The 18,576-nt window shown below is 55.7% G+C and carries 25 protein-coding genes and 1 pseudogene; 9 read left to right on the forward strand and 17 right to left on the reverse strand.

The genetic code is table 11. The features are described from left to right. Positions 1–1,228: 1,228 nt before the first annotated feature. From J4859_RS13290 to J4859_RS13320, 7 genes are all read right to left on the reverse strand, one after another. Positions 1,229–1,687, reverse strand: a complete 459-nt coding sequence (locus J4859_RS13290; RefSeq protein WP_212330470.1) for a flavodoxin — start codon at positions 1,685–1,687, stop codon at positions 1,229–1,231. Continuing rightward, on the reverse strand, positions 1,614–2,162 hold the full coding sequence (locus J4859_RS13295; RefSeq protein ID WP_212330472.1) for a flavodoxin family protein: 549 nt from the start codon (positions 2,160–2,162) through the stop codon (positions 1,614–1,616). Before J4859_RS13295 ends, J4859_RS13290 begins: the two co-directional genes overlap by 74 nt. A 228-nt stretch (positions 2,163–2,390) precedes the next feature. After that, positions 2,391–3,005 (reverse strand): TetR/AcrR family transcriptional regulator, encoded by a 615-nt coding sequence (locus tag J4859_RS13300; protein ID WP_212330474.1) that lies wholly within the window; start codon positions 3,003–3,005, stop codon positions 2,391–2,393. 222 nt (positions 3,006–3,227) lie between these two features. After that, positions 3,228–3,647, reverse strand: a complete 420-nt coding sequence (locus tag J4859_RS13305; protein ID WP_212330476.1) for a hypothetical protein — start codon at positions 3,645–3,647, stop codon at positions 3,228–3,230. A gap of 100 nt (positions 3,648–3,747) precedes the next feature. Next, positions 3,748–3,990: a hypothetical protein gene (locus J4859_RS13310; RefSeq protein WP_212330478.1), complete on the reverse strand. Its 243-nt coding sequence runs from the start codon at positions 3,988–3,990 to the stop codon at positions 3,748–3,750. A 51-nt stretch (positions 3,991–4,041) separates the two neighbouring features. Beyond that, the gene (locus J4859_RS13315) at positions 4,042–4,722 is read right to left on the reverse strand and encodes an esterase family protein (RefSeq protein ID WP_212330480.1); all 681 of its coding nucleotides are present in this window, start codon (positions 4,720–4,722) and stop codon (positions 4,042–4,044) included. Between the two features lie 462 nt (positions 4,723–5,184). Continuing rightward, positions 5,185–6,090, reverse strand: a complete 906-nt coding sequence (locus tag J4859_RS13320; RefSeq protein ID WP_212330482.1) for an SPFH domain-containing protein — start codon at positions 6,088–6,090, stop codon at positions 5,185–5,187. 480 nt (positions 6,091–6,570) lie between these two features. Here J4859_RS13320 and J4859_RS13325 point away from each other — a divergent pair, with 480 nt between their 5' ends. Then, positions 6,571–7,257, forward strand: a complete 687-nt coding sequence (locus J4859_RS13325; protein WP_249113652.1) for an ABC transporter transmembrane domain-containing protein — start codon at positions 6,571–6,573, stop codon at positions 7,255–7,257. Positions 7,258–7,491: 234 nt separating this feature from the next. Here the strand turns inward: J4859_RS13325 and J4859_RS13330 are convergent, their stop codons facing one another. The 4 genes from J4859_RS13330 to J4859_RS13345 form a co-directional block, all read right to left on the reverse strand. After that, complete coding sequence (locus J4859_RS13330) at positions 7,492–7,668, reverse strand: hypothetical protein (RefSeq protein WP_212330483.1); 177 nt, start codon at positions 7,666–7,668, stop codon at positions 7,492–7,494. 450 nt (positions 7,669–8,118) lie between these two features. Beyond that, positions 8,119–8,295 (reverse strand): hypothetical protein, encoded by a 177-nt coding sequence (locus J4859_RS13335; RefSeq protein ID WP_212330484.1) that lies wholly within the window; start codon positions 8,293–8,295, stop codon positions 8,119–8,121. Between the two features lie 461 nt (positions 8,296–8,756). Then, positions 8,757–9,308, reverse strand: a complete 552-nt coding sequence (locus tag J4859_RS17160) for a transposase (protein ID WP_256436887.1) — start codon at positions 9,306–9,308, stop codon at positions 8,757–8,759. A 17-nt stretch (positions 9,309–9,325) separates the two neighbouring features. Next, positions 9,326–9,673 (reverse strand): transposase, encoded by a 348-nt coding sequence (locus tag J4859_RS13345; RefSeq protein WP_212330486.1) that lies wholly within the window; start codon positions 9,671–9,673, stop codon positions 9,326–9,328. A 140-nt stretch (positions 9,674–9,813) separates the two neighbouring features. Between J4859_RS13345 and J4859_RS13350 the strand changes: the two genes are divergently transcribed. The 5 genes from J4859_RS13350 (at position 9,814) to J4859_RS16460 (ending at position 12,251) form a co-directional block, all read left to right on the forward strand. After that, complete coding sequence (locus tag J4859_RS13350; RefSeq protein ID WP_249113653.1) at positions 9,814–10,440, forward strand: DeoR/GlpR family DNA-binding transcription regulator; 627 nt, start codon at positions 9,814–9,816, stop codon at positions 10,438–10,440. Positions 10,441–10,561: 121 nt separating this feature from the next. Beyond that, the gene (locus tag J4859_RS13355) at positions 10,562–10,954 is read left to right on the forward strand and encodes a methylated-DNA--[protein]-cysteine S-methyltransferase (protein WP_212330487.1); all 393 of its coding nucleotides are present in this window, start codon (positions 10,562–10,564) and stop codon (positions 10,952–10,954) included. Then, on the forward strand, positions 10,951–11,151 hold the full coding sequence (locus J4859_RS17935; protein ID WP_371812072.1) for an MGMT family protein: 201 nt from the start codon (positions 10,951–10,953) through the stop codon (positions 11,149–11,151). The genes J4859_RS13355 and J4859_RS17935 overlap by 4 nt, the downstream gene beginning before the upstream one ends. Next, positions 11,120–11,359: an Ada metal-binding domain-containing protein gene (locus J4859_RS13360; RefSeq protein ID WP_212330489.1), complete on the forward strand. Its 240-nt coding sequence runs from the start codon at positions 11,120–11,122 to the stop codon at positions 11,357–11,359. The genes J4859_RS17935 and J4859_RS13360 overlap by 32 nt, the downstream gene beginning before the upstream one ends. Before the next feature lies 1 nt (position 11,360). Then, positions 11,361–12,251: a DNA-3-methyladenine glycosylase gene (locus tag J4859_RS16460; protein ID WP_249113654.1), complete on the forward strand. Its 891-nt coding sequence runs from the start codon at positions 11,361–11,363 to the stop codon at positions 12,249–12,251. A 55-nt stretch (positions 12,252–12,306) separates the two neighbouring features. Here J4859_RS16460 and J4859_RS17940 read toward each other — a convergent pair. After that, positions 12,307–13,023, reverse strand: a pseudogene (locus J4859_RS17940) (type II CAAX prenyl endopeptidase Rce1 family protein); the annotation flags it as partial. A 269-nt stretch (positions 13,024–13,292) separates the two neighbouring features. On the opposite strand from J4859_RS17940, the gene J4859_RS13370 reads away from it, so the two are divergent. Continuing rightward, positions 13,293–13,472, forward strand: a complete 180-nt coding sequence (locus J4859_RS13370) for a hypothetical protein (RefSeq protein WP_212330493.1) — start codon at positions 13,293–13,295, stop codon at positions 13,470–13,472. Here the strand turns inward: J4859_RS13370 and J4859_RS13375 are convergent. The 3 genes from J4859_RS13375 to J4859_RS13385 all read right to left on the reverse strand — a co-directional run bounded on the left by J4859_RS13375 (position 13,469) and on the right by J4859_RS13385 (position 15,172). Further along, on the reverse strand, positions 13,469–13,735 hold the full coding sequence (locus J4859_RS13375) for a type II toxin-antitoxin system RelB/DinJ family antitoxin (RefSeq protein WP_212330495.1): 267 nt from the start codon (positions 13,733–13,735) through the stop codon (positions 13,469–13,471). The genes J4859_RS13370 and J4859_RS13375 overlap by 4 nt on opposite strands. Positions 13,736–14,018: 283 nt before the next feature. After that, complete coding sequence (locus tag J4859_RS13380) at positions 14,019–14,498, reverse strand: pyridoxamine 5'-phosphate oxidase family protein (protein WP_212330497.1); 480 nt, start codon at positions 14,496–14,498, stop codon at positions 14,019–14,021. A gap of 326 nt (positions 14,499–14,824) precedes the next feature. Beyond that, positions 14,825–15,172 carry a hypothetical protein gene (locus J4859_RS13385; RefSeq protein ID WP_212330499.1) on the reverse strand — a complete coding sequence of 116 codons (348 nt, stop codon included), beginning with the start codon at positions 15,170–15,172 and terminating at the stop codon, positions 14,825–14,827. A gap of 265 nt (positions 15,173–15,437) precedes the next feature. Between J4859_RS13385 and J4859_RS13390 the strand changes: the two genes are divergently transcribed. Then, positions 15,438–16,736, forward strand: a complete 1,299-nt coding sequence (locus tag J4859_RS13390) for an amidohydrolase family protein (RefSeq protein ID WP_212330502.1) — start codon at positions 15,438–15,440, stop codon at positions 16,734–16,736. A gap of 30 nt (positions 16,737–16,766) precedes the next feature. Continuing rightward, entirely contained in the window at positions 16,767–17,015 is a 249-nt protein-coding gene (locus J4859_RS13395; protein WP_212330504.1) for a hypothetical protein, read from the forward strand. A gap of 677 nt (positions 17,016–17,692) precedes the next feature. Here J4859_RS13395 and J4859_RS13400 read toward each other — a convergent pair. Continuing rightward, on the reverse strand, positions 17,693–17,908 hold the full coding sequence (locus tag J4859_RS13400; protein ID WP_212330506.1) for a hypothetical protein: 216 nt from the start codon (positions 17,906–17,908) through the stop codon (positions 17,693–17,695). Positions 17,909–18,033: 125 nt separating this feature from the next. Continuing rightward, a complete protein-coding gene (locus J4859_RS13405) occupies positions 18,034–18,411 on the reverse strand; it encodes a nucleotidyl transferase AbiEii/AbiGii toxin family protein (protein ID WP_212330508.1) in 378 nt (125 codons plus the stop codon). Positions 18,412–18,576 lie beyond the last annotated feature (165 nt).

Raw genomic sequence — 18,576 nt, forward strand, 5'->3', positions numbered from 1 at the left:
GGTGACGTACGGCGAGATTGTCAGCTTCTATATCCACTCCCATAACACAGTACTCATTCAAGCTAAGGGGTTGTCGGGCTTTAAGCACATATTGGATTTTGAAAGCAGCTGCTGGCTGTCTAGAGAGGATGCCCTTGATACACTGCCCATCCAAACATCCGACATGGCCCGGATAGGTCTGTGTGAGCTGCCTGTGAGCGGGCAGTCTCTACAACCCGTTCGTGGGAAGTATCAGCAAGAACACACTACCTTTTGCCCTGTAGTGTGAGATCAACACTTGAGAGTAGCTGTAGTTGCCACTCTTGTATCTTCTCAATACTGTAGGGGAAGCTTTTATGCTATAGGCGACACCCTTTATCGTGTGTTGGGCCCCTTAGGCTTGCAGCATCTTGTAGGTATCGTTGGTTTTGCACAGATGATAGTTGGTCTTTCAGCTGAGAAGCCCGCCTGCAATGAAGAGATGCTGCCTTGTTTGATACAAAGCCTTGCTGTAGAGGTTGTTCGCATATAGGCAAAGGCATTTCAACTCGCGATAGTGGTTGGCGCTAATATGGCAGCTGTAGTTGGTTTGCACTCCATACTGCATGCTTGTCTTGCCTGCCTAAATATCGATAGCTTGCTGTATGCAATATATTCACTGACACCTAAGAGCAAGAAGCGCCACCTTGAACAGTCACTGTGAGCCAGAAAACCCTTCGAGATACCTACTTTGCTGCCACCTCATCCTTTCCACCAACTAGCGAAGAAAGACACTTATCGCTTAGGTGATGATCACAAACATCACTTAGCTCTCAACTAAAAAATCGCTCTGAAGCACACCATCCAGATACTTCACATGCAAACCGACAAAGACCATATCCACTACGTGATCCACCCAGCGCCCACTCAAGCGAGTTCGTGCGTACTTTGAAAGTACTCACCGCCTTCCACATATGGGAGGCCCACACATCATAGTTGTGCCATGTCTGCTGGCATAAACATACGTTCTGATCAAGTGGATACTTCATTGCCATCACAGGTGAAGTCAGCGCTAAAACCCTCAAACATTTGAGAGCTAAGGCAGACATGATTGGACGGCGTTTCATCCTGCAAACTGAAGTTCCACAGGTCTTCACGCCACAAATCTTCTATAAATGTGGGGACACTTCATATTATCTTATGTAGTATGCACATTATTGGCAAAGAGAGAGGGGAACGCACCCCCCCCCCTCTCTCATACTGGTAAACCTTATGCAAAGATGTCTCCGGAAACGCCGCCGTTTGCCATCTTGCCCTTAACAATGTCGAGCTTCGGATAGGTACGTTTCAGATCAGAAACAGCAGCACTGATGCCGGTACCGCCGGAAGTCGCAAAGACGTAGACCTGCTTGCCAGAGAAGTCATTGGCATCCAGGAACGTTTTCACGACGTTAGGCGCTACGCCCCACCAAATCGGGAAACCGATGTAGAGCTTGTCATATTTTGTGATATCCACCGGAGCCGTGGTGATCTCAGGACGGATGCTTGGATCATTCTTTTCCTTGGTGCTTCTGGAGTTAGGATCTTTCCAGTTCATATCAGCCGCAGTATAGGGCTTCTTCGGATCGATCGATACGAGGTCCGCGCCTGCTGCCTTAGCTAAGGAAGCTGCTGCACGTGCGGTGTTTCCGTTCTTGGTTGAAGAAAAATATGCGACTAACGTTGCCATACTCAATCACTCCTTTGATGGTTTCTTGCTTCAGGTTCCTGCCAAACTCACGGGCTTGTTTGACATACCTGGACCTTTTTGTCATCCCCGGCGCCCCACAGCCATACCCTAAGGTCTCACCTTTATCTTGGAAGTTCAGGTAGCGCACCAGGGTCTTGTAGTGGGCGTTTGACGCGTCGAAGGTCCAATCCGAAGAATTCCAGGCATCCACGATCAGCGCAGAGGCCATATGCTTTGCATGGAGACTCGAGCTGAAGGCGCAGAAGCGGCCTACAGCCATCTTGAACTGCACAGTTATCCCGTGGTAGTGGAGCGGCGTTGCAAAGATGAGCATATCCGCATCGAGGATTCTCTTACGCAGCGTCTCCATACCGCCCTTCTGTACGCAGGGGCCCTCGTAGCTACAGGTGACACATCCGGTACAGGGACAGACATTGGCATACGTGACATCGATGATCTCCACACTGTGTCTCACCGACTAAGTACCTTCAGCGAAGGTATGGGACAGCAGTGCGGTTGAACCGTCTCTGTTCGAACTCCCTTGGAGAACAAGGGTCTTCATCGTCGCGCTCCCCCCCCTTGCAGCTTTCAGACCACAATGCTTGGATTCTTTCGGAACTTCTGACGCTGTGTCAATTTACTTTTTATAGTACTTTTCTTGACAACATGTCTATAAATTTCCAAAGAGAATCAGATTGCTTATTTACGGCTGCAATAACTTTGCAAACAGTGAATACACCAGCTGGTAGACCGCTACCTCAGGATGTGGTGTCCCCACTATATCCATAGCCTTCACCTGTTTGTCGGTGTGATGCGCATAGGAGTAAACCCCATTGAGATACGGGAAAAACTGGAACCGAATCTCTTGGCACTTCTCGTCTGTCATCCCAGGCAGAAACTTTTTGAGGCAGGCATCGAAGGTATCGAACTCACATTTCATCGCCGTCTTGAACTCCACCAAACACTCGAGCCGGCTCTGCTCCTCAATCTCGTTGAGATTGTTTGACTGGATCCTAAGCATCGTCTGATGATTATCAAACACGTGTGCCAACGCCGATGCCAACCCATCGGCGTCCAACTGATCATGGTCATCGATGATGGCCTGAAGATCGTCGACGCAGCGATTGCATTCTCGGGTCAGGAGCCCTAAGAAGATCTCTTGAATGGTGCGGAAGTAATTGTAGATGGAAGGCCGGGAAAAGCTGGTATAGGCTGCAATGTCTTTGACTGTAACGTTGCAGTACTGGCTTTTCTTGTAGAGCGCATCCAGTGCATCGAGGATCTCATCTCTGCGCGCTTCGGTCTTCTCTTTTTTCACGCTAACTGACGCCTCGCCTTCATTTTTAAACATACCCATCTATTGACACAATGTCAATATTTTCCCTCTCCTTAATATCGTGCCTCAAGCTGCAAAGTTATAGACCGCGTACTCCGTTTATACCTGGTCCTCCCAGAAGCTCACTGCGTGGTCCAACCAGCCTTCCGCAACGGTTCCGATCCCGAGGCCAAGGCTATGGTAAAGGCCATAGAACACTTCAATCTACGCCGGGATGCCCCGCGCATTGAGCTCATTGCACTGATCGGACATGACGCGCCAGTTGGTGATCCCATCCGCTGTGCCTATATTGGAATAGGTTGACAGCTTTTCGCTGGTCACCTCTGAGAGACCTGTGTACTGCATCACGATTGCGACAAGTCTGGGGCAGTTCTCATTAATAGAGGCAGAGGTTCCCTCGGATCCGACCCAATCGGCCATCCTGGCGCCGGCAGAGCCATCACAGATGGAGTAGCCATCCATTGAAACTCCAAGCTCATCGGCGTGATCCTGCACGTAAGCGATCGCCCACGAAAGGTCTTCGCAGGCGGTCTGTACGCCCGGGCGATAGACGGTCACAAAAGCGTTGTAGCCCTTGTGCGAAAACTCCAAAGCATGGGACATGGAATCGTGGATTGCAGCCACATAGGTAAAACCACCGCCTGCGCAGCAGAAGGCAGTCCTGGCATCCTGCTACCCCGGAGAAAAGAGGCCCGTATTTGCCAGGTCCGGACTATCGTCGATCTCATCCTGTGAGTAGAATTGTAACTGTCTTATTGGAATCGGCCGCGCTGTACCACGCCAGGTTTATGGTGCCTAAGGTATCTCCGGACATGTATCCCTCATCGACCGGGAAGATCATTCTCCCCCAGTCGTCGAAGGCACCGTCACCTCTCACCTGGTCGATCGGGTTATCACGGTTGTACCAGACTGTCTGTTGGGTAGTGCCGCCGTTGCTGTAGTGGGGACCATTGAAGAAGAGTCTCATATCGTTATGGGTGTACTCACCGGCGGCCTGTACGTTGTGCTCAAACCCTTCCTACTCGCGAAAGGCGATGCTTCCCCCATCCTGGGAATCGGCCGCGATAAACCTGCTGGAGGAGTCGTTCTTCATATTCTGGATCTGTGTCTTGATCCCCGAATAGGCGAAGCCATCCGTGCCGGACATCGAGTAGATGAAAAAATCGCTCGAGGTGAAGCCCTGGTCAGCTATTTGCCAGGCAATCACACTGCCGTCTGAAGGCACCGATCCGCTTATCGGTATGAACCATCCAAAATAGTCTAAACAATACTGGAAGGTGTGCCAGGCGTTCACCGAACCCATCGAGAACCCCGCAAACCCACGGTGATCCCGGGAAGCCCGAAAAGCCTCCAGAGTCGTGCTAGTAGCATAGGTATGCCACCGGGATTTCACTGCCGGCATCAGATCATTGCGCAGCTCATTGTGGTAGTTATTCGTAAGCTGCAGCGCCAGCTCATAGTCAGAGCTGTCCGACCCAATCGTATTGTTGTAGCTCAGTACCACGAGCAGCGACGGCTCAATCCGTCCATTCTGGATCGTATGGTCGATATTGTTCTTAAAGCTGGTCTCGTTGCCGAGTACCCCGAGCAGCGTTGTCTCATTGCTCCATCCCCCGCAGCTGATGTAGAGGATGCCATAGGGCTGATTGGCGTTATATCCATAGGGCTCATAGGTCTGGTGGTCCAATTCCCGCAGCATTCCCTATTGATCGGCAGGTTGGTCATACCTATCCGGAATCGACTCAGGAATATCGGGAATCTGTCCCGCATCGTAGCCGATAGCATTTGATGCATCCGGTGTTGTATTCTGTCCCTACCCAGAATCAGAGGAATCCTTATTCTGATTGTTATGATTATTGCTACAGCCAGTCAGACCAAGGCCCACCATGATACCTGCAGCTGAAAGTCTGGAAAAATTTCTGCGTCTCATTTGCCTTTCTCATAGTGGATCGCTCTGATCGGTTGCCTATCTCCTACCCATTAGCTTGGAGTTTTCCGACACGCTGTATAATGCGCATATACGTTATCCAGTATTCGTTCGTTATCCAGTATTCGTTCCATGTATAGCAGCAGGTATTAGCCTAGTAATGGCAAAGTACTCCTCCCGCTCACACAGGAGAAGCCCCCTCTGCCTCACAGGGCTCTATGCAGACTTAAAAGATTATTTCGCAGATCCCCCCTGCGGTTTCGGAGCATCCCGTGCCGTCAGATACTGCTCAAACTGCGAGGCCACTTGATTGAAGTCGTTGGGAAGTACCACCGTGGAGGCGCCCTTTGCGGCGTACTGGTTCATCATATCGATCCACTGAGTGAACTCGAAGAGTTGATTCGCCTCATCTTCGCTGAGCTCAGCACCTTTAATTGTGTCGATCGACTCTTTGATGCCCCGCGCAATCGCCACACGCTGATCCGCGATACCTTTGCCTTCTGCTGCCATTGCCTCCGCACGTGCCTGTGCGGTGATCACGGTCTTTGCCTTATTAGCGTTTGCATCGTTCGTCGCAGACTCAAGGTTGTTTTTGGAGGCGATGATGTGGTTCATTGACTCCTGCACCTCTTTCGGCAGCTTGATGCTTGTGATGAGCGTCGTCACCAACACGTAGCCATACCCGCGCATCTTCTCTGCTACGACCCGGTCGATCGACTGGGCAATAGAATCCTTCTCCGAGAACACCTCATCGAGCGCACGCGCCGGAATTTGCGAACGCAGCGCATCTGCCAAGTAGTCCTGCATCTGCCCCACCGGGTCCTGCAGGGTGTAGAAGCTCCGGTAGACACCGGAGCCTTCCCCTTTCTCCATATCCGAATAGTCGATGTGGTACTGGATGGAGACATCCAGCTCAATTGTCACATTGTCGGAGGTCTTCGCGTCAAAGGTCATGTGCTTATCTTCCGTCATGAGGCTCAGATCGTACATCGTATCGATGATGGGGATCTTTACGTGAAAGCCCGGCCCAGCAAAGCGGTGAAACTTGCCCCAGCGTTCGATCACCGCTACATGCTGCTGCCGCACGACGAACGCGCCGAGGATAATGAGGATGACAACGATAATGAGGAGAACGATCATAACAAAAACACTCCTTTAGTTAATTGAGATAAAACACCATTAGTCTGGCTGTTCACACTGTAGCAAACAGCCTTTACAGCAATATCGTCCAAAACAAAATAAACGCTGAGAGGGCCAATACTTCCGCCGTGCGCGATGCTCTACACTGCCCTCATCCAGCTTTCAACAAACTCAATGGCACCTGTAGGCAACCAGCGCCGAGCGGGTACACTGAACAGGTTCACTACATCACTTGAAGAGTCTTTCATGGCGCAGGGGGCAATCAGCGCCCTTAGACAAGATGGTATCATGTCGCACCCTCAGCGTTTTCGTGACGTCACCAAACAGATCCCCGCATCGCAACCTTGTCCGTGATCAGCTCGGTGGGCTACGTCGTTCTGCTCACCTATGTAAAGGGGCCTCATTATCGACCGCTTCCAAGCCGATCCGACCCCACCTAATCAGGTCTTTTCGGTCTTCAAAGGCTACATCTTAGCCCTTTTGATCGTCTACGCCGTCAGCCAGGCGCTCTCAAAGCTGCAGGACTACAGCGTCTACCGCCTCGAAATCAATGGCAACTACAAGCTCGCACGCCTATGCTTCGATACACTGTCAAATCGGTCAATGAAGTTCCATACGAGTCGGTTCGGAAGATCGCTCATGAGCGAGTGCACCCAGTTGGTGGATGTCGTGGTGTATTCCCTCATCCCCATCGTTGCGAGCGTCGTCGCCACCTTTGTCATCTTGGGACCTGCAGTTTCGATCTATGCAGTCCTGCTTGCAATCATGCTCGTGATCTATTTGATCGTCACTACAAAGATGTACCGACGTATCTTGCCGCTCTCCACCGCCTCAAGGGCACAGAATACATTGAGCGGTGTCCTGAGTGGCTCAGTCACGAACATCCTGGCCGTCAAGACCTATGGACGTGAGGACTTCGAACGCGAACTCTTCAACAAAGCAGACGTCCGAGCGAAGAACGCAGAGACCCGCAACATGCGCGCTCCGATACAGCATGGCTTTGCCATCTCTGTCATAATTACGATAGCAAGCCTAATCTGCATAGCTGTGCTGACCTCATACCCTGCTAGCTGGTCTTCTTTGCAAAGAAGTCGGCCAAGTCCGAATTCGTGTGTAAATTCGCGAACGCCCCACATCTCCTATTTCGCCTTCATGAGCCCGCACTGATCGCGCGCGATGGCGGCGAGCACGGGCGCCCGCTTCTCGAGCTCCTCGACCGCCGGGCGGTAGCAGGCCTTCCTCCCCGGCCCCTGCCAGCGCTCTGAGCCCTGTCAATATAATGGACAGAGGAATCTCAGATTCTATGCGGCCTGCATCGCCTTTGGATCGTATGCAAGGCCTTTCTCGAGGTGCTCAAAGAACTCCTGCATCACCTCTTCCGGCACGCGATCTCCTATGGACTTATGCGGGCGGAAGCGGTTGCAGTACGACTCGATTAAACTCGTGTGCCTTGTGCTTGGTCGTGGATGCATCTAAGAGGCGCTTGTGGTAGTACCATTCGTTCTTGAGCGTGGTGAAAAGCGATTTGGCGAGCGCATTGTCGTGGCAGCTTCCGGTTCTCCCCACGGAGAGCCTCACGTCGTGTACGGCTGAGCAGGCGGTCAGCTTTGAGCTTATGTACTGGCTGCCTGGGCTGCTTAGAATATGGCCCCTCCGGCCACGTATCCGCGCGAATATGCCATCTTTAGGGCAAAGACGACAAGGCCTGCCCTCATGTTGTCCTGTATGCTTCAGCCCACCACCATGTGTGTGCACAGATCGTGTGCGACGGCGAGATATATAAAGCCTGCCGTGGTCCTGCGATAGGTTGTATCGCCCACGAGCTTGGCTGTCGGAACGGGACACGAAAAGCCGCGCCGGGTGAGGTCGGGGCGCTCGGGGGTATCAGGTGCGGGCAGCGTCGTTCTCTTGGAGGCATTGGATCAGATGCCGCCTATCTCCAGCTTAGCCATGCACCTGCGCACGCGGTAGCGGGTCGTGCCTGTAAATTTTGCGTAACTTTGGATCTCCTGTGAGCTTGGATCAGACCTAGCGAAAGCTAAAGCGCCTGTCGCTTTCCTCCCATATCGCGCAGATGGCTTCCTTGAGGGGACCCCACGGATCCTCACCGCCTCCGGCCTTGAGCCATCGGTAGAAGTGAGCCCTGCTCACCTCCAGTACGCGCTCCATCATCGAGACGCTGTAGGTTGCCCTCTTTGCCAGCATGAGTTAAAACCTGTCCTTGGTCAGAGGCTTCCGGCGAAGAAGGCTGCCTCTTTTTTAGGAACTTATTCTCGCTCTCGAGCTCGTGTATGCGCCTGTTGGCCCTGTCGAGCTGCTTGTGCTCGTCGATCCTTTCCTGGGTCACCCTTTTGGTCTTTGAGTGCTTGATGATCCAGTCGTTTAGGGTCTTGTCGTTGATCCTTAAGCTTCGCGGCGCACTCCCTGATGCTCTTCTTCGGATCGACCTCACGTGCCTTCCTGTAGTACTCGACAGCCTCGAGGTGATACTTCTTCAGTGTAGTGCCTGGGTGTTTCCGGCTTCGTGCGGGACTTTGCCTTCTCTATCTCGCTTGCGCTTAGCGACATCTCATCTCTTCAATCTGCTGGTGTTGGTAGGTGGGTATCTGGACAGAGCATATCTGTTGCCAGTCCCTGAATCCCACTGTCCACCAAAAGATTACAGCTCACTCGTCCTCCCGCATGAGCACCGCCGTCGCGAGCCTGAGCGCAGACTCCGGGCTCGGGAAGACCCCGACCGCCCGCGAGCGGCGCTTGATCTCGCGGTTGAGGCACTCGAGGTAGTTCGACGTGCGGGTGCAGCGGCGCATGTCGCCGGCGGGCAGCGCCATCACGGTCATCGCGTCGTCGAAGCCTTCGAGCAGCCGCTCGACTGCCCTCGGGGCCCTCTCGCGGTAGTCGGCGGCGATCTCGTCGCGCCTGCGCTCGGCCGACGCCCTGTCAGGGCAGTTGAACATCTCGGCGAGCTTACTGCGCAGCCCGGCCCTGAGCCCCTTCGGGGCGGCCTCGGCCACGTTAATCTCGCCGTCGGCGAGCTCGACGCCGAGCACTTCCTTGTCGCCCGTCGGCGTCAGCCCGATGGCCACGAGCAGCGCCTTCGGCCTGACGCGGCCGCCCTCTATGGGGCGGTTGCGAAACCTCTCGAGCGCCTCGTCGAGCTCGGCGCAGGCCTGCGAGACGGCCTGCTTGGAGAAGCCCCTGCCGCAGATCTCCTCCATCACGCGGCCGACCTTGGCTATCGAGCGCCGCCGACGACCATCTCGGCCATCGCGAGGACCAGGACGGCCTCGGCGCGCCTGTAGTTGTCGAACACGAGCGTCTTAAACGAGACGTTGCGGTGGCGCGAGACGGCGAGCTCGACCGTGCCGACCCTGGTGACGAGGGACCTCTTGCGGGTGCCGTTGCGGAAGTCGGTCCGCTCCGCCGTGCGCTCGTAGGGCTTGGCGCGCAGCTGCTCGGCGGAGTTTGCCGACAGGATCGCGTTGAGAAACTGCTGCAAGAGGAGCCGAAACGCGTCCCCTCTGGAATCCGCGAGGACCTGCGCTATCTTGTCGCTTTCGAGGGTAATATTGATTCGAGCCATGCTAAGCCTTCGATTCTCTGTGCCTTTTGGTGATTGCAAGTTTACTTGGAAGACGGGCCTCTGGCTCGCTCCCGTTTTTACACCACTTTACGGACGTAACCATCTCGAGGCAGTATGGCACAGCAAAGCTCCTGAACCCCTTGGGGCGTCCTTCAGGCTCTCACCAGATTCGTGCAAACAAGGCAATTGCCCGCGAGGCAGCAAAGCATGTCCAGGACGGCGACTGCATCTTCATCAACACGAGCTCGACGGCGCTCTCCATCATCGAGAACATCACGGCCCAGGACGTCACAATCATTACGAACAACGGCAAGGCACTTCTGCTCAAGGAGCTACCGAACGTCTCCCTCATCCTTACCGGCGGCGAGATCCGCCCTCCGAAGACATCAATGACGGGAGAGTTCGCGATCAACTGTATCCGGCGCGTTGCAGCAACAAAGTCATTCCTCGGCCTCACAGGGCTCTCTGTTGAGTATGGCCTGACCTCTGCCACGGCTCCCGAGCCCGCCGTCAACGCTATGATGCTCGAGCGCTCCCGTACCCACATCATCGTCGCCGACTCCTCAAAGATCGGGAAGACCTCGAGTTTCCAGTTCGGCACCACCGACGAGGTCAATCTCCTCATCACCGACAACGGCGCCACCGACGAGCAGGTCGAGGAGCTCAGACATGCTGGCATCTCGCAGATAATCAGGGTAGATCCGGTCCTCGGCATCGGACCGGCCGACAGCAGTACCGCAGCCGGCACGCAGGACCAGATCGTCTAGCCCGGGCAGCTCCGCCTGCCATCGTGCAGGGTCTCAGATAGTGCATGGTCTAGAATAGGAACAGATGTGCGGTTCATGCCCACGCATCCCTGTCATCTGCGTCATCTCCGAAAGGTGCGCCATGTACTTTACCGAGTGCCATACACCTCTGGTCGGCACCCTCACGCTTCTGAGCGATGGGTCCGAGCTCTGCGGCTGCTGCTTCAGCAATGGCCGCCATGTCTCAAAGGATATGGAAGGCGAGCTCATACGCAGAGATGACCTTGCTGTGCTCCAGGAGGCAAGAGCCTGGCTCGACCGCTATTTCGAAGGCCTGCGTCCCGACCCCTCAGAACTCCCCCTCAAAGACCAGGGCACAGCATTCCAGAAGCTTGTGCGTTCCGCCATGCTCGAGATTCCCTACGGCGAGGCCGTGACCTACGGCGACATTGCGCACTCCATAGAGACCGTGGCGGCAGGCGCCAGTCACCGCGTACTGTCGGAGGAGCCGTCGGTCGCAATATCTACGGTGTGATCGTCCCCTGCCACCGCGTCGTCGGATCCAATGGCAGCCTCACGGGATTTGGCGGTGGCATCGACAAGAAGATTGCACCCCTCGAATTCGAAGGCGCCATGAAGCCTTCCTTCAAGCGCCCAAAGAAAGGGCACGGCACTCACAGGCATTCCGAATTCTGTCCGCATGGGACGCGGTACCGCCTATGCCTTCTCTGACCTCACCCCTGACGATATGCATGAGATCCTCGAAGCGCACGACAGCTCGTTTGCCCAGGCCTTCGTCGTCGCAGACACAGCATCCGGCTGCTTCTGGAGGCCCGGCGCATCCGAACTGGTGTCACTCCAGGAGCGCTGCCGCTACTTTGCGACGGCAGAAGATGCCGAAACAGCAGGATTCCATGCACTGAAGGAGCAGGCAGAGTAGCATGACGCGCTACTTCGAGTACGGCGATGAGAAGGTCGCCTACCTCAAACGTCACGACAGGAAGCTGGGGGAAGCCATAGACGCCGTGGGACACATCTATCGCGAAATGGATGAAGGAGGCCTCTTTTCCGGCATCGTCCATCACATCATCGGCCAGCAGGTCTCAAACGCAGCCCAGGCAACGATCTGGGCTCGCCTCCAAGGCATGCCCGGCGACGTGACGCCTGAGGCCATCGCCTCTGCCACAGCCGAGGAGCTCCAGTCCTGCAGCACGACATTCAAGAAGGTCGACTACATCAGGGGCATAGCCGACAAGATCCTCTCAGGCGCCTTCGACATCGAAGCTGTCGAGCACATGTCCGACGAAGAAGCGATAGAGGCATTGAGCTCGCTTCCCGGCGTCGGGCGCTGGACCGCAGAGATGCTCCTGCTATTCAATCTCGGGCGTCCCGATATCCTGTCCTTCGGAGACCTTGCCATCCAGCGCGGCATGCGCATGGCCTACCATCACCGCACTATCACACGCGAGATGTTCGAGTGCTACCGGAACCTTACGGAAGCACGGCAAGCCTCTATCTCTGGGCCATATCCCGCATGGATGTGCCGGGCTACTACAGAGACTATGCACCGAAGAAAAAAACGAAGAGGAAGCCTGCCCCAGACAAGCATCCTGCGAGGTAAAGGGAACATCTCTCTCCGGCGTCTGTCCAATTCGCGACGCAATGTGTCGCGAATCTCAGCTCATGCAGGAGAAGCCGGAGCACCTGCTAATGCGCCAGATGCTTTGCCGCCTGACCTTCCGTGCGCTTTCCATCCATGTGCCGCCAGAGAAAGACTGCGAGCACAAGCGAAGGCAGGAACCCAGCGAGACCCAGAGGCGAGGGGCCCATGATAGTCGAAGTGCCGGAGCTGAAGAGAAGCCCCAGACCCGCTGTCGCATTCATCGCGCCATGGGCGAGCGCTGGTGCCCAGACACTTCCCGTGCGGCTGCGGAGGAAGGCAAGAAGCATGCCGAAGGCAGTGCATCCTGCCACCATCATCAAGATGCCTGTAACAGGAAATCCTGCATAGTCCGTACCGTAGTTGTAGCCTTCGGCAATGAGCGGCGCATGCCAGAGACCCCAGATGGCACCCGTCAAGAGCGCAGCCTTGCGCTCAGGAATGTAGTGTCCCAGCGCCGGAAAGAGGAATCCTCGCCAGCCTGCCTCCTCGCCGATTGCGACAAGCATGTTGATGAGAGGCGCTACGACAACGGCATAGGCAATCTGCACAGCAAGCATCAGAGACACCTTGTCAGAAGAGATGCCGAGCTGGGCCTGCGCTGCTGCAGAGAAGCGCCCTGCCTCCGCATCGAACTCTCCCGGGAAGGCCAGGAAATAGAGGGCTGCGCCAAGCACGGACAGGGCAGCAGGAGCAAACCAGGCAAGAAGATAGACCCTCACGTGTCCGCGAATCTTCGGACGCCAGCCACGCTCTATATCCTCTCCCGGAACAGCACGGACGATAAGGGCAGCCACCATGGGCCCGAACATTGCAAGCGGCATGACAAGAGACCAGAGGCCGGCTCCTTCGGTGACCGGACCAAACGCTATCGTCGTAGCAATCCACAGAATCCAGTCAATCGCAAAGGCCAGGATGATGAACAGGGCAATCTTCCTCTTCATGGATGCCTTCTTTCAGCTGCTTGGCAGAAATGATAGCACCATGAGAGATAGCGATATCTCGCATTCCGCATAGAGCTGAAGGTCCGCGTCTATAGCGGAGCCTGACTTTCGAGACATCTCGTCGCCGCATGCATCGCCGCTTTCGCAGCCCTCTTCATCCGTCTCGCCAGACGCAGAATCATATCCAGATGCTTCTGCAAGCCCTTCCCCACGTCAGCCAGCCTCCTGGATTTGCTACATGGCGCTCACGGCTGCCTGCCCAGCCTCCTTTGAGGGCGCTGCATGTTATGCCTGCGCTTGAGTTCGTCGAGCGCATCAGCATCGTTCTGGCACACAAGCTCGACAACAGCCTCAAGCAAACCGAGATCTACATGCCGCTTGGCAAGCCTCTTCACATCACGCGAAAACGCCGGGAGGGCAATCCGGCTCAAGCCTGCCCATATACCTAATCTTTCAGTGCTGCATCGAGCATTTCATGCGCACTGCGATATCCATGACCACCTTTCTCCAAGATTTCCTCAGCATCTTTTACGCTCTGCAGGCTTTCCTCGTTGGGATCGCCGTAGGAGAGATTCAGGGGAATCCGCCTCTCGCGGACAATCTGCCGGTAGAAGGCCCTTGTAACTGATGAGAGGTCAAAGCCGAAATCCTCGACAATTGCGGTTGCCTCGGCTTTCGTCTCTTCATCCACTCGCACTGTCACAGATGCCATAATTCTCTCCTTATGTAAGACGTATATATATTATTGCCTTACATTGTCTGTGTTAATCATGTCAATGTAGACCGATAGCCATCAGTACATTCGCAGCGAGGAAAGCCTTTTCCGCAAAAAAGATGCTGATTCCGAGACTCTGCAGAAGGCAGACATGCCTTGCCGCGCTGAGCGGAAGAGCACCTCTATCACCTGCTCCCACTGCTTTGGCCGGCTGTATCAGCAAGATCCTGCACATTCAGAGCATCCGGTACAGGGCATCACCAACGTGCCGGAGCTTCCCCTATCGCTCTTGGATCTTCTTTCCGCTCATATGCTCGATATCGATCACGAACATCTGTACAGCCCTGCCTGAAGCCTGGGTTTCCTCCTCCACCAGCTCTGCGCTGGGATAGTACTTCAGAGCGAACTGACGCACGTAACGGATATTGTCTTCGAGGCTGTCGACGAGATGGCATCGGCCAAAGACGACAGCACTCTCAAGATAGGGTGCCCAGGACTCATCCTTGATGGTCTCGTTTCCATAGACGGTAAAGCAGACCTTGTCGCTCTTCTTCAGTGCGTCGACCTTGTGCCCTTTCTTCGACCCATGGACGATGATCCGATTCGATTCCTCGTCGTACAGGAAGTTGATAGGGATGGCATACGGATAGCCACCATCCCCATTGACAGCCAGGACACCTCTTCTTGTCTGGATCAGGAGCTCTTTGACAGCAGCGATGCCAATCTCGTTCTTCCTCTTTCTTATCTTGCGGAATTCCATGTTGGCCCTTTCCCGAAATGCTCCCCCCGTTCCCTTCAGACAACCCGGATAGGCGTGCCGCATCCGCCTCTCTGCTTATCGGCTGCATGCAGGCAGGAGACGCACATGCAGCAGCATCTTGCTTAAGTCTGCCCCGGAACTCATCGGTCATCAATAGCAGCGTCCCAAACTGCAGCCATGCCTTCATGGCTGTCGTCCTTCCAATTCATGGAGATGCCCCAGATGGATGCCGATATGGCCGATAGCGAGGATGATGGCAGATATCACTGCTATAGGCGACTCGTGCCATATTCCCAGAAGGATGAAGGCCGCAACCGGCAGGCTTGCTATGGGCACGGGGATAGGCCCCAGAGACCGATACATCCCATCAAGCCTCGCTCCATCCCTGAAATAGCGGGCCCAGGCAATCTCGTAGAGAACCACGAGAAAGACGCAGCAACAAGCACTAAGATCCAGGGAAACGAAGCGCCTTCGGGACAGACGAATATGAGCGAAGCACAGGTGGTGAGCGCCTGTCCTGCACGTTCGAGCACGAGCAGGACCCTGCCCTCATGCTTCTGCAGTTCCTCATATCCTGCAGGCTGCCTCTTTGCCCATCTGATATTGGGAATGAAGAGCGCAAGCAGGAATGCGGCACCGACGGCCGAGAAGCCAAGCTGCATCTTTGCCTCCATGCCCCTGCCCATCACTCCCTACCTTGTACGGTACGGACGCTACGGTGCCGTGCAGGCCTTACACACTCAGTACAAGGAACGACGATGCGGCTCTCGCAAGGTGCGCCAGCCACGGGAGATATGCAGCACTTTGGTCGCTCTATATGCCGCATCATTCATAGCAGCGCATGCGGCCAGGCAATGCATTCTTTCTTCCGTAACTCCCTGATGCATCATTTTTGCTAGACTCGCAACCAATACCACAAGACCCAGAAGGAGAAGGCATATGGGCACGACCGGACGCACTGCATACATCGGAGCAACCATCCTCGATGGCACGAAAGGCATGGAACCCAAGGAGGGCATGGTCCTCGTCACTTCTGGCAGCAGCATCGAGGCAATCGTTCCCGAGGCGGAGAAGAGCGCCTACGCCGGCTGCGAAGTCCGTAATCTGAAAGGCCTCTTCCTCATGCCTGGCCTCATCAACATGCACGTTCACCTGGCAGGAAACGGCAAGCCGCAGAAGAAGCAGCGCGACAATGCAGCGCTGGTCAATAAGATCATGAGCAACGGCCTCACCCGGGCAGTGGCCTATCGGCTCGTGCGCCAGTATGCGCAGATCGAGCTCATGAGCGGCGTCACGACAATCCGCACCGTGGGCGGCCTCGGCGACTTCGACACACGCTGCCGTGACGAGATTGCATCCGGCAAGGTGCTGGGTCCCCGCATCCTCGCTGCCAATGAGGGCATCTCGGTGCCGGGAGGCCATATGGCAGGATCGGTCGCAATCGCTGCAGGCTCCATCGACGAAGCGCTCGCACAGGTCGAGCACTGCAGGGAGCAGCGCTGCGACCTCATCAAGCTTATGATCACAGGCGGCGTGCTCGATGGCACACGCAAAGGAGAGGCAGGCCTTCTCCGCATGGATCCTGCCATGATAAAGGCCGCCTGCAACCGCGCCCACCAGCTTGGCTACAAGGTTGCCGCCCACGTCGAAGGCGTAGAGGGGCTCAGGGCCGCTCTCGAGAACGGTGTCGACTCCATAGAGCATGGCGCCAAGCCCGATGCCACCATCATGGAGCTCTTCCAGACCACCGGAGCCTCCCTCTGCACGACGCTCTCCCCTGCTCTTCCCTATGCGCTTTTCGGCCGCTCCATCTCCCATGCATCCGAGATAGAGCAGTACAACGGCAACATGGTCTTCGAGGGAATCATCGCCTGCTCCAAGGCCGCACTCGAAGCGGGCATACCGGTCGCTCTCGGAAACGACGTGGGCTGCCCCTGGATCACGCAATACGATTTCTGGCGCGAGCTCGTCTATTTCTGCAGATACGTGGGCGTAACCCCCGCATTCTCCCTGTACAGCGCCACACTCGGCAATGCCCAGATAGCAGGAATCGATGATGTGACGGGATCGCTCGAGCCCGGCAAGCATGCAGACATGATCGTGACCGACGCCAACCCCCTCGACGACCTCACCACCCTGCGCAATGTCAGGCACGTGGTGCGCGATGGGGTCTTCATCGCAGAGCCTCACGTAAAGCGCAAGCCGGAAGTCGACCGCGAGCTTGACAAGTTCCTGTAGGGCATGTGTCTTCCTCTCCCCTGGCCTCATATGCAGATCGGGGTGCCTTCGAAGCAGCCCGGCAAAGGCATCCAGAGCATGATGCCTTTCATCTTCCTCACACGTCCTTCAGGACCGTCCGCCCTCCAGTTCATGGAGATGCTCCAGATGGATGCCGACATGGCCGATAGCAAGGATGATGGCAGAAAGATCGCTGCCAGGGGCGACCCGTGCCATACTCCCAGAAGGATGAAGGCTGCAACCGGCAGGCTCGCCATGGGCACAGGGATAGGTCCTTAGGACTGATACATCCCATCGAGCTTCCCTACGCCCCTGAAATAGCGAACCCAAGCGATTTCATAGAGGACCCTGAGGAGGGATGCAGCAGCAAGCGTGAGGGTTCAGGAAAACGAAGCCCCCTCGAGACAGACGAATGAGAGCGAGGTACAGGTGGCGAGCACCTGTCCCACACATGAGAGCACAGCAGAGCCTTGCTCTCATGCTTCTGCAGCTCCTCAAAGCCTGAAAGCCGGCTCCTTGCCCATCTGGCATTGGAGGCAAAGAGCACAGGCAGGAAAGCGGCACCGGCGACCGAGAAGCCAAGCTGCATCACTGCCTCTATCTTGATGCACCCGCATTTCCTGCATGATACGGTACGGATGGCACCACACTATGCAAGCAGCTTCTCATCCGGTCCTGAAGGCATGCAGGCGGCATGGTCTTGCACGCTGCATCGGCCTCGCGCAGGCATATCATCCGCCCATCCCCATGGCCTCTCGAGCAGAGCAGAGTCTAATCTTTCTGCACAGCGCCCCACCAGATGATTTCGGTGCGATATCTGTGAACCATGCCGGAGCGCTTGCCGGCCCAATAACAACAGCCTCTGAGCAAGAGGCGATAGCAATGACCGAAGAGGGACACTGCCCCACAACGCAATGCAACGACCAACTACATGGCATCAGCTGTATGAGAAGGTCTCAGCACTGCATCTTTCGGATATTCTGGAGCTTCCACTGGGCTTCCGGGTTGGCAATCGCCGCACGGGTGATCGGGCCATCCCCGAACAGCAATGACGGATCGAATTCCCCTCGCTCAAACCGTATGAGATACTCACGCTCCCCATCTGTCTTGGGCAGCACGTAGCCAGAGACAAACTCGTGCGCAGCTGCAATCAGCCCTTCAATAGTAGGCACCTCTTCACCTCTCCTGAGCATGGGCAGGAGCTGTTCCTCGAGTTCGCGCGACCTGTCAGCGAATCGCTCGGGGCGATTCTCGAAACCGCGAGGAAACGTCGCCGAAAGCGATGCATAGAACAAGATTATACTTTGTGGGCTGTAGCGCGTTCTTCCATGCTCCTTCCATCAAGCACACGTCTGAGATTCGCTACGTCGTAGAGGTCTCGAGCCTTCACGCGATCGAAGAATGCCTTGGCCTTTCCTCCGGCAAGCTTCGCATCCGAGAAGACGGAAACGGCGAGCTCCGGTCTTAGCGGGGATATTCTGTGCTCGACCAATATCAATGGAGAGCGGTTCATGTAGATGCAATCTATCTTGATGTGGTCTGCACCCCACCGCGACCTGTAGTTCAATACAAACGTCCTGCCAGCATGGCCACCTTTCGCCCCGGAGACAGCATATCCCTGGGAACGAGCCACCTCGTCTATCGACCTCTCGACTATCGGCCTGTCGGCGAGCATGGCACCCCTGTCGAGCGCTCCAACATACGAGAGGTCGAATGTCGACGGAAAGCCTCAGCACATCGAGCATGAACAGGTTGATGGCAGTTCCTCCGTGGAGTGCGAATTTGCCTGCCAGCAATGGATGCTCGTCAAGCTCGGCGAGCAGATCGAGGAGCCTCTCAA

This window comes from Atopobium sp. oral taxon 416 (assembly GCF_018128285.1).
Taxonomy (GTDB): Bacteria; Actinomycetota; Coriobacteriia; order Coriobacteriales; family Atopobiaceae; genus Olsenella_L.

Bases quoted from the DNA above. Each gene is read 5' to 3' on its own strand.
- J4859_RS13290 (WP_212330470.1), bottom strand. From the start codon at position 1,687: ATGGCAACGTTAGTCGCATATTTTTCTTCAACCAAGAACGGAAACACC.
- J4859_RS13310 (WP_212330478.1), bottom strand. From the start codon at position 3,990: ATGAGACTCTTCTTCAATGGTCCCCACTACAGCAACGGCGGCACTACC.
- J4859_RS13315 (WP_212330480.1), bottom strand. From the start codon at position 4,722: ATGCTGCGGGAATTGGACCACCAGACCTATGAGCCCTATGGATATAAC.
- J4859_RS13320 (WP_212330482.1), bottom strand. From the start codon at position 6,090: ATGATCGTTCTCCTCATTATCGTTGTCATCCTCATTATCCTCGGCGCG.
- J4859_RS13335 (WP_212330484.1), bottom strand. From the start codon at position 8,295: ATGCTGGCAAAGAGGGCAACCTACAGCGTCTCGATGATGGAGCGCGTA.
- J4859_RS17160 (WP_256436887.1), bottom strand. From the start codon at position 9,308: ATGGAGGAGATCTGCGGCAGGGGCTTCTCCAAGCAGGCCGTCTCGCAG.
- J4859_RS13345 (WP_212330486.1), bottom strand. From the start codon at position 9,673: ATGGCTCGAATCAATATTACCCTCGAAAGCGACAAGATAGCGCAGGTC.
- J4859_RS13355 (WP_212330487.1), top strand. From the start codon at position 10,562: ATGTACTTTACCGAGTGCCATACACCTCTGGTCGGCACCCTCACGCTT.
- J4859_RS13360 (WP_212330489.1), top strand. From the start codon at position 11,120: ATGGGACGCGGTACCGCCTATGCCTTCTCTGACCTCACCCCTGACGAT.
- J4859_RS16460 (WP_249113654.1), top strand. From the start codon at position 11,361: ATGACGCGCTACTTCGAGTACGGCGATGAGAAGGTCGCCTACCTCAAA.
- J4859_RS13375 (WP_212330495.1), bottom strand. From the start codon at position 13,735: ATGGCATCTGTGACAGTGCGAGTGGATGAAGAGACGAAAGCCGAGGCA.
- J4859_RS13380 (WP_212330497.1), bottom strand. From the start codon at position 14,498: ATGGAATTCCGCAAGATAAGAAAGAGGAAGAACGAGATTGGCATCGCT.
- J4859_RS13385 (WP_212330499.1), bottom strand. From the start codon at position 15,172: ATGGAGGCAAAGATGCAGCTTGGCTTCTCGGCCGTCGGTGCCGCATTC.
- J4859_RS13390 (WP_212330502.1), top strand. From the start codon at position 15,438: ATGGGCACGACCGGACGCACTGCATACATCGGAGCAACCATCCTCGAT.
- J4859_RS13395 (WP_212330504.1), top strand. From the start codon at position 16,767: ATGCAGATCGGGGTGCCTTCGAAGCAGCCCGGCAAAGGCATCCAGAGC.
- J4859_RS13405 (WP_212330508.1), bottom strand. From the start codon at position 18,411: ATGCTCGCCGACAGGCCGATAGTCGAGAGGTCGATAGACGAGGTGGCT.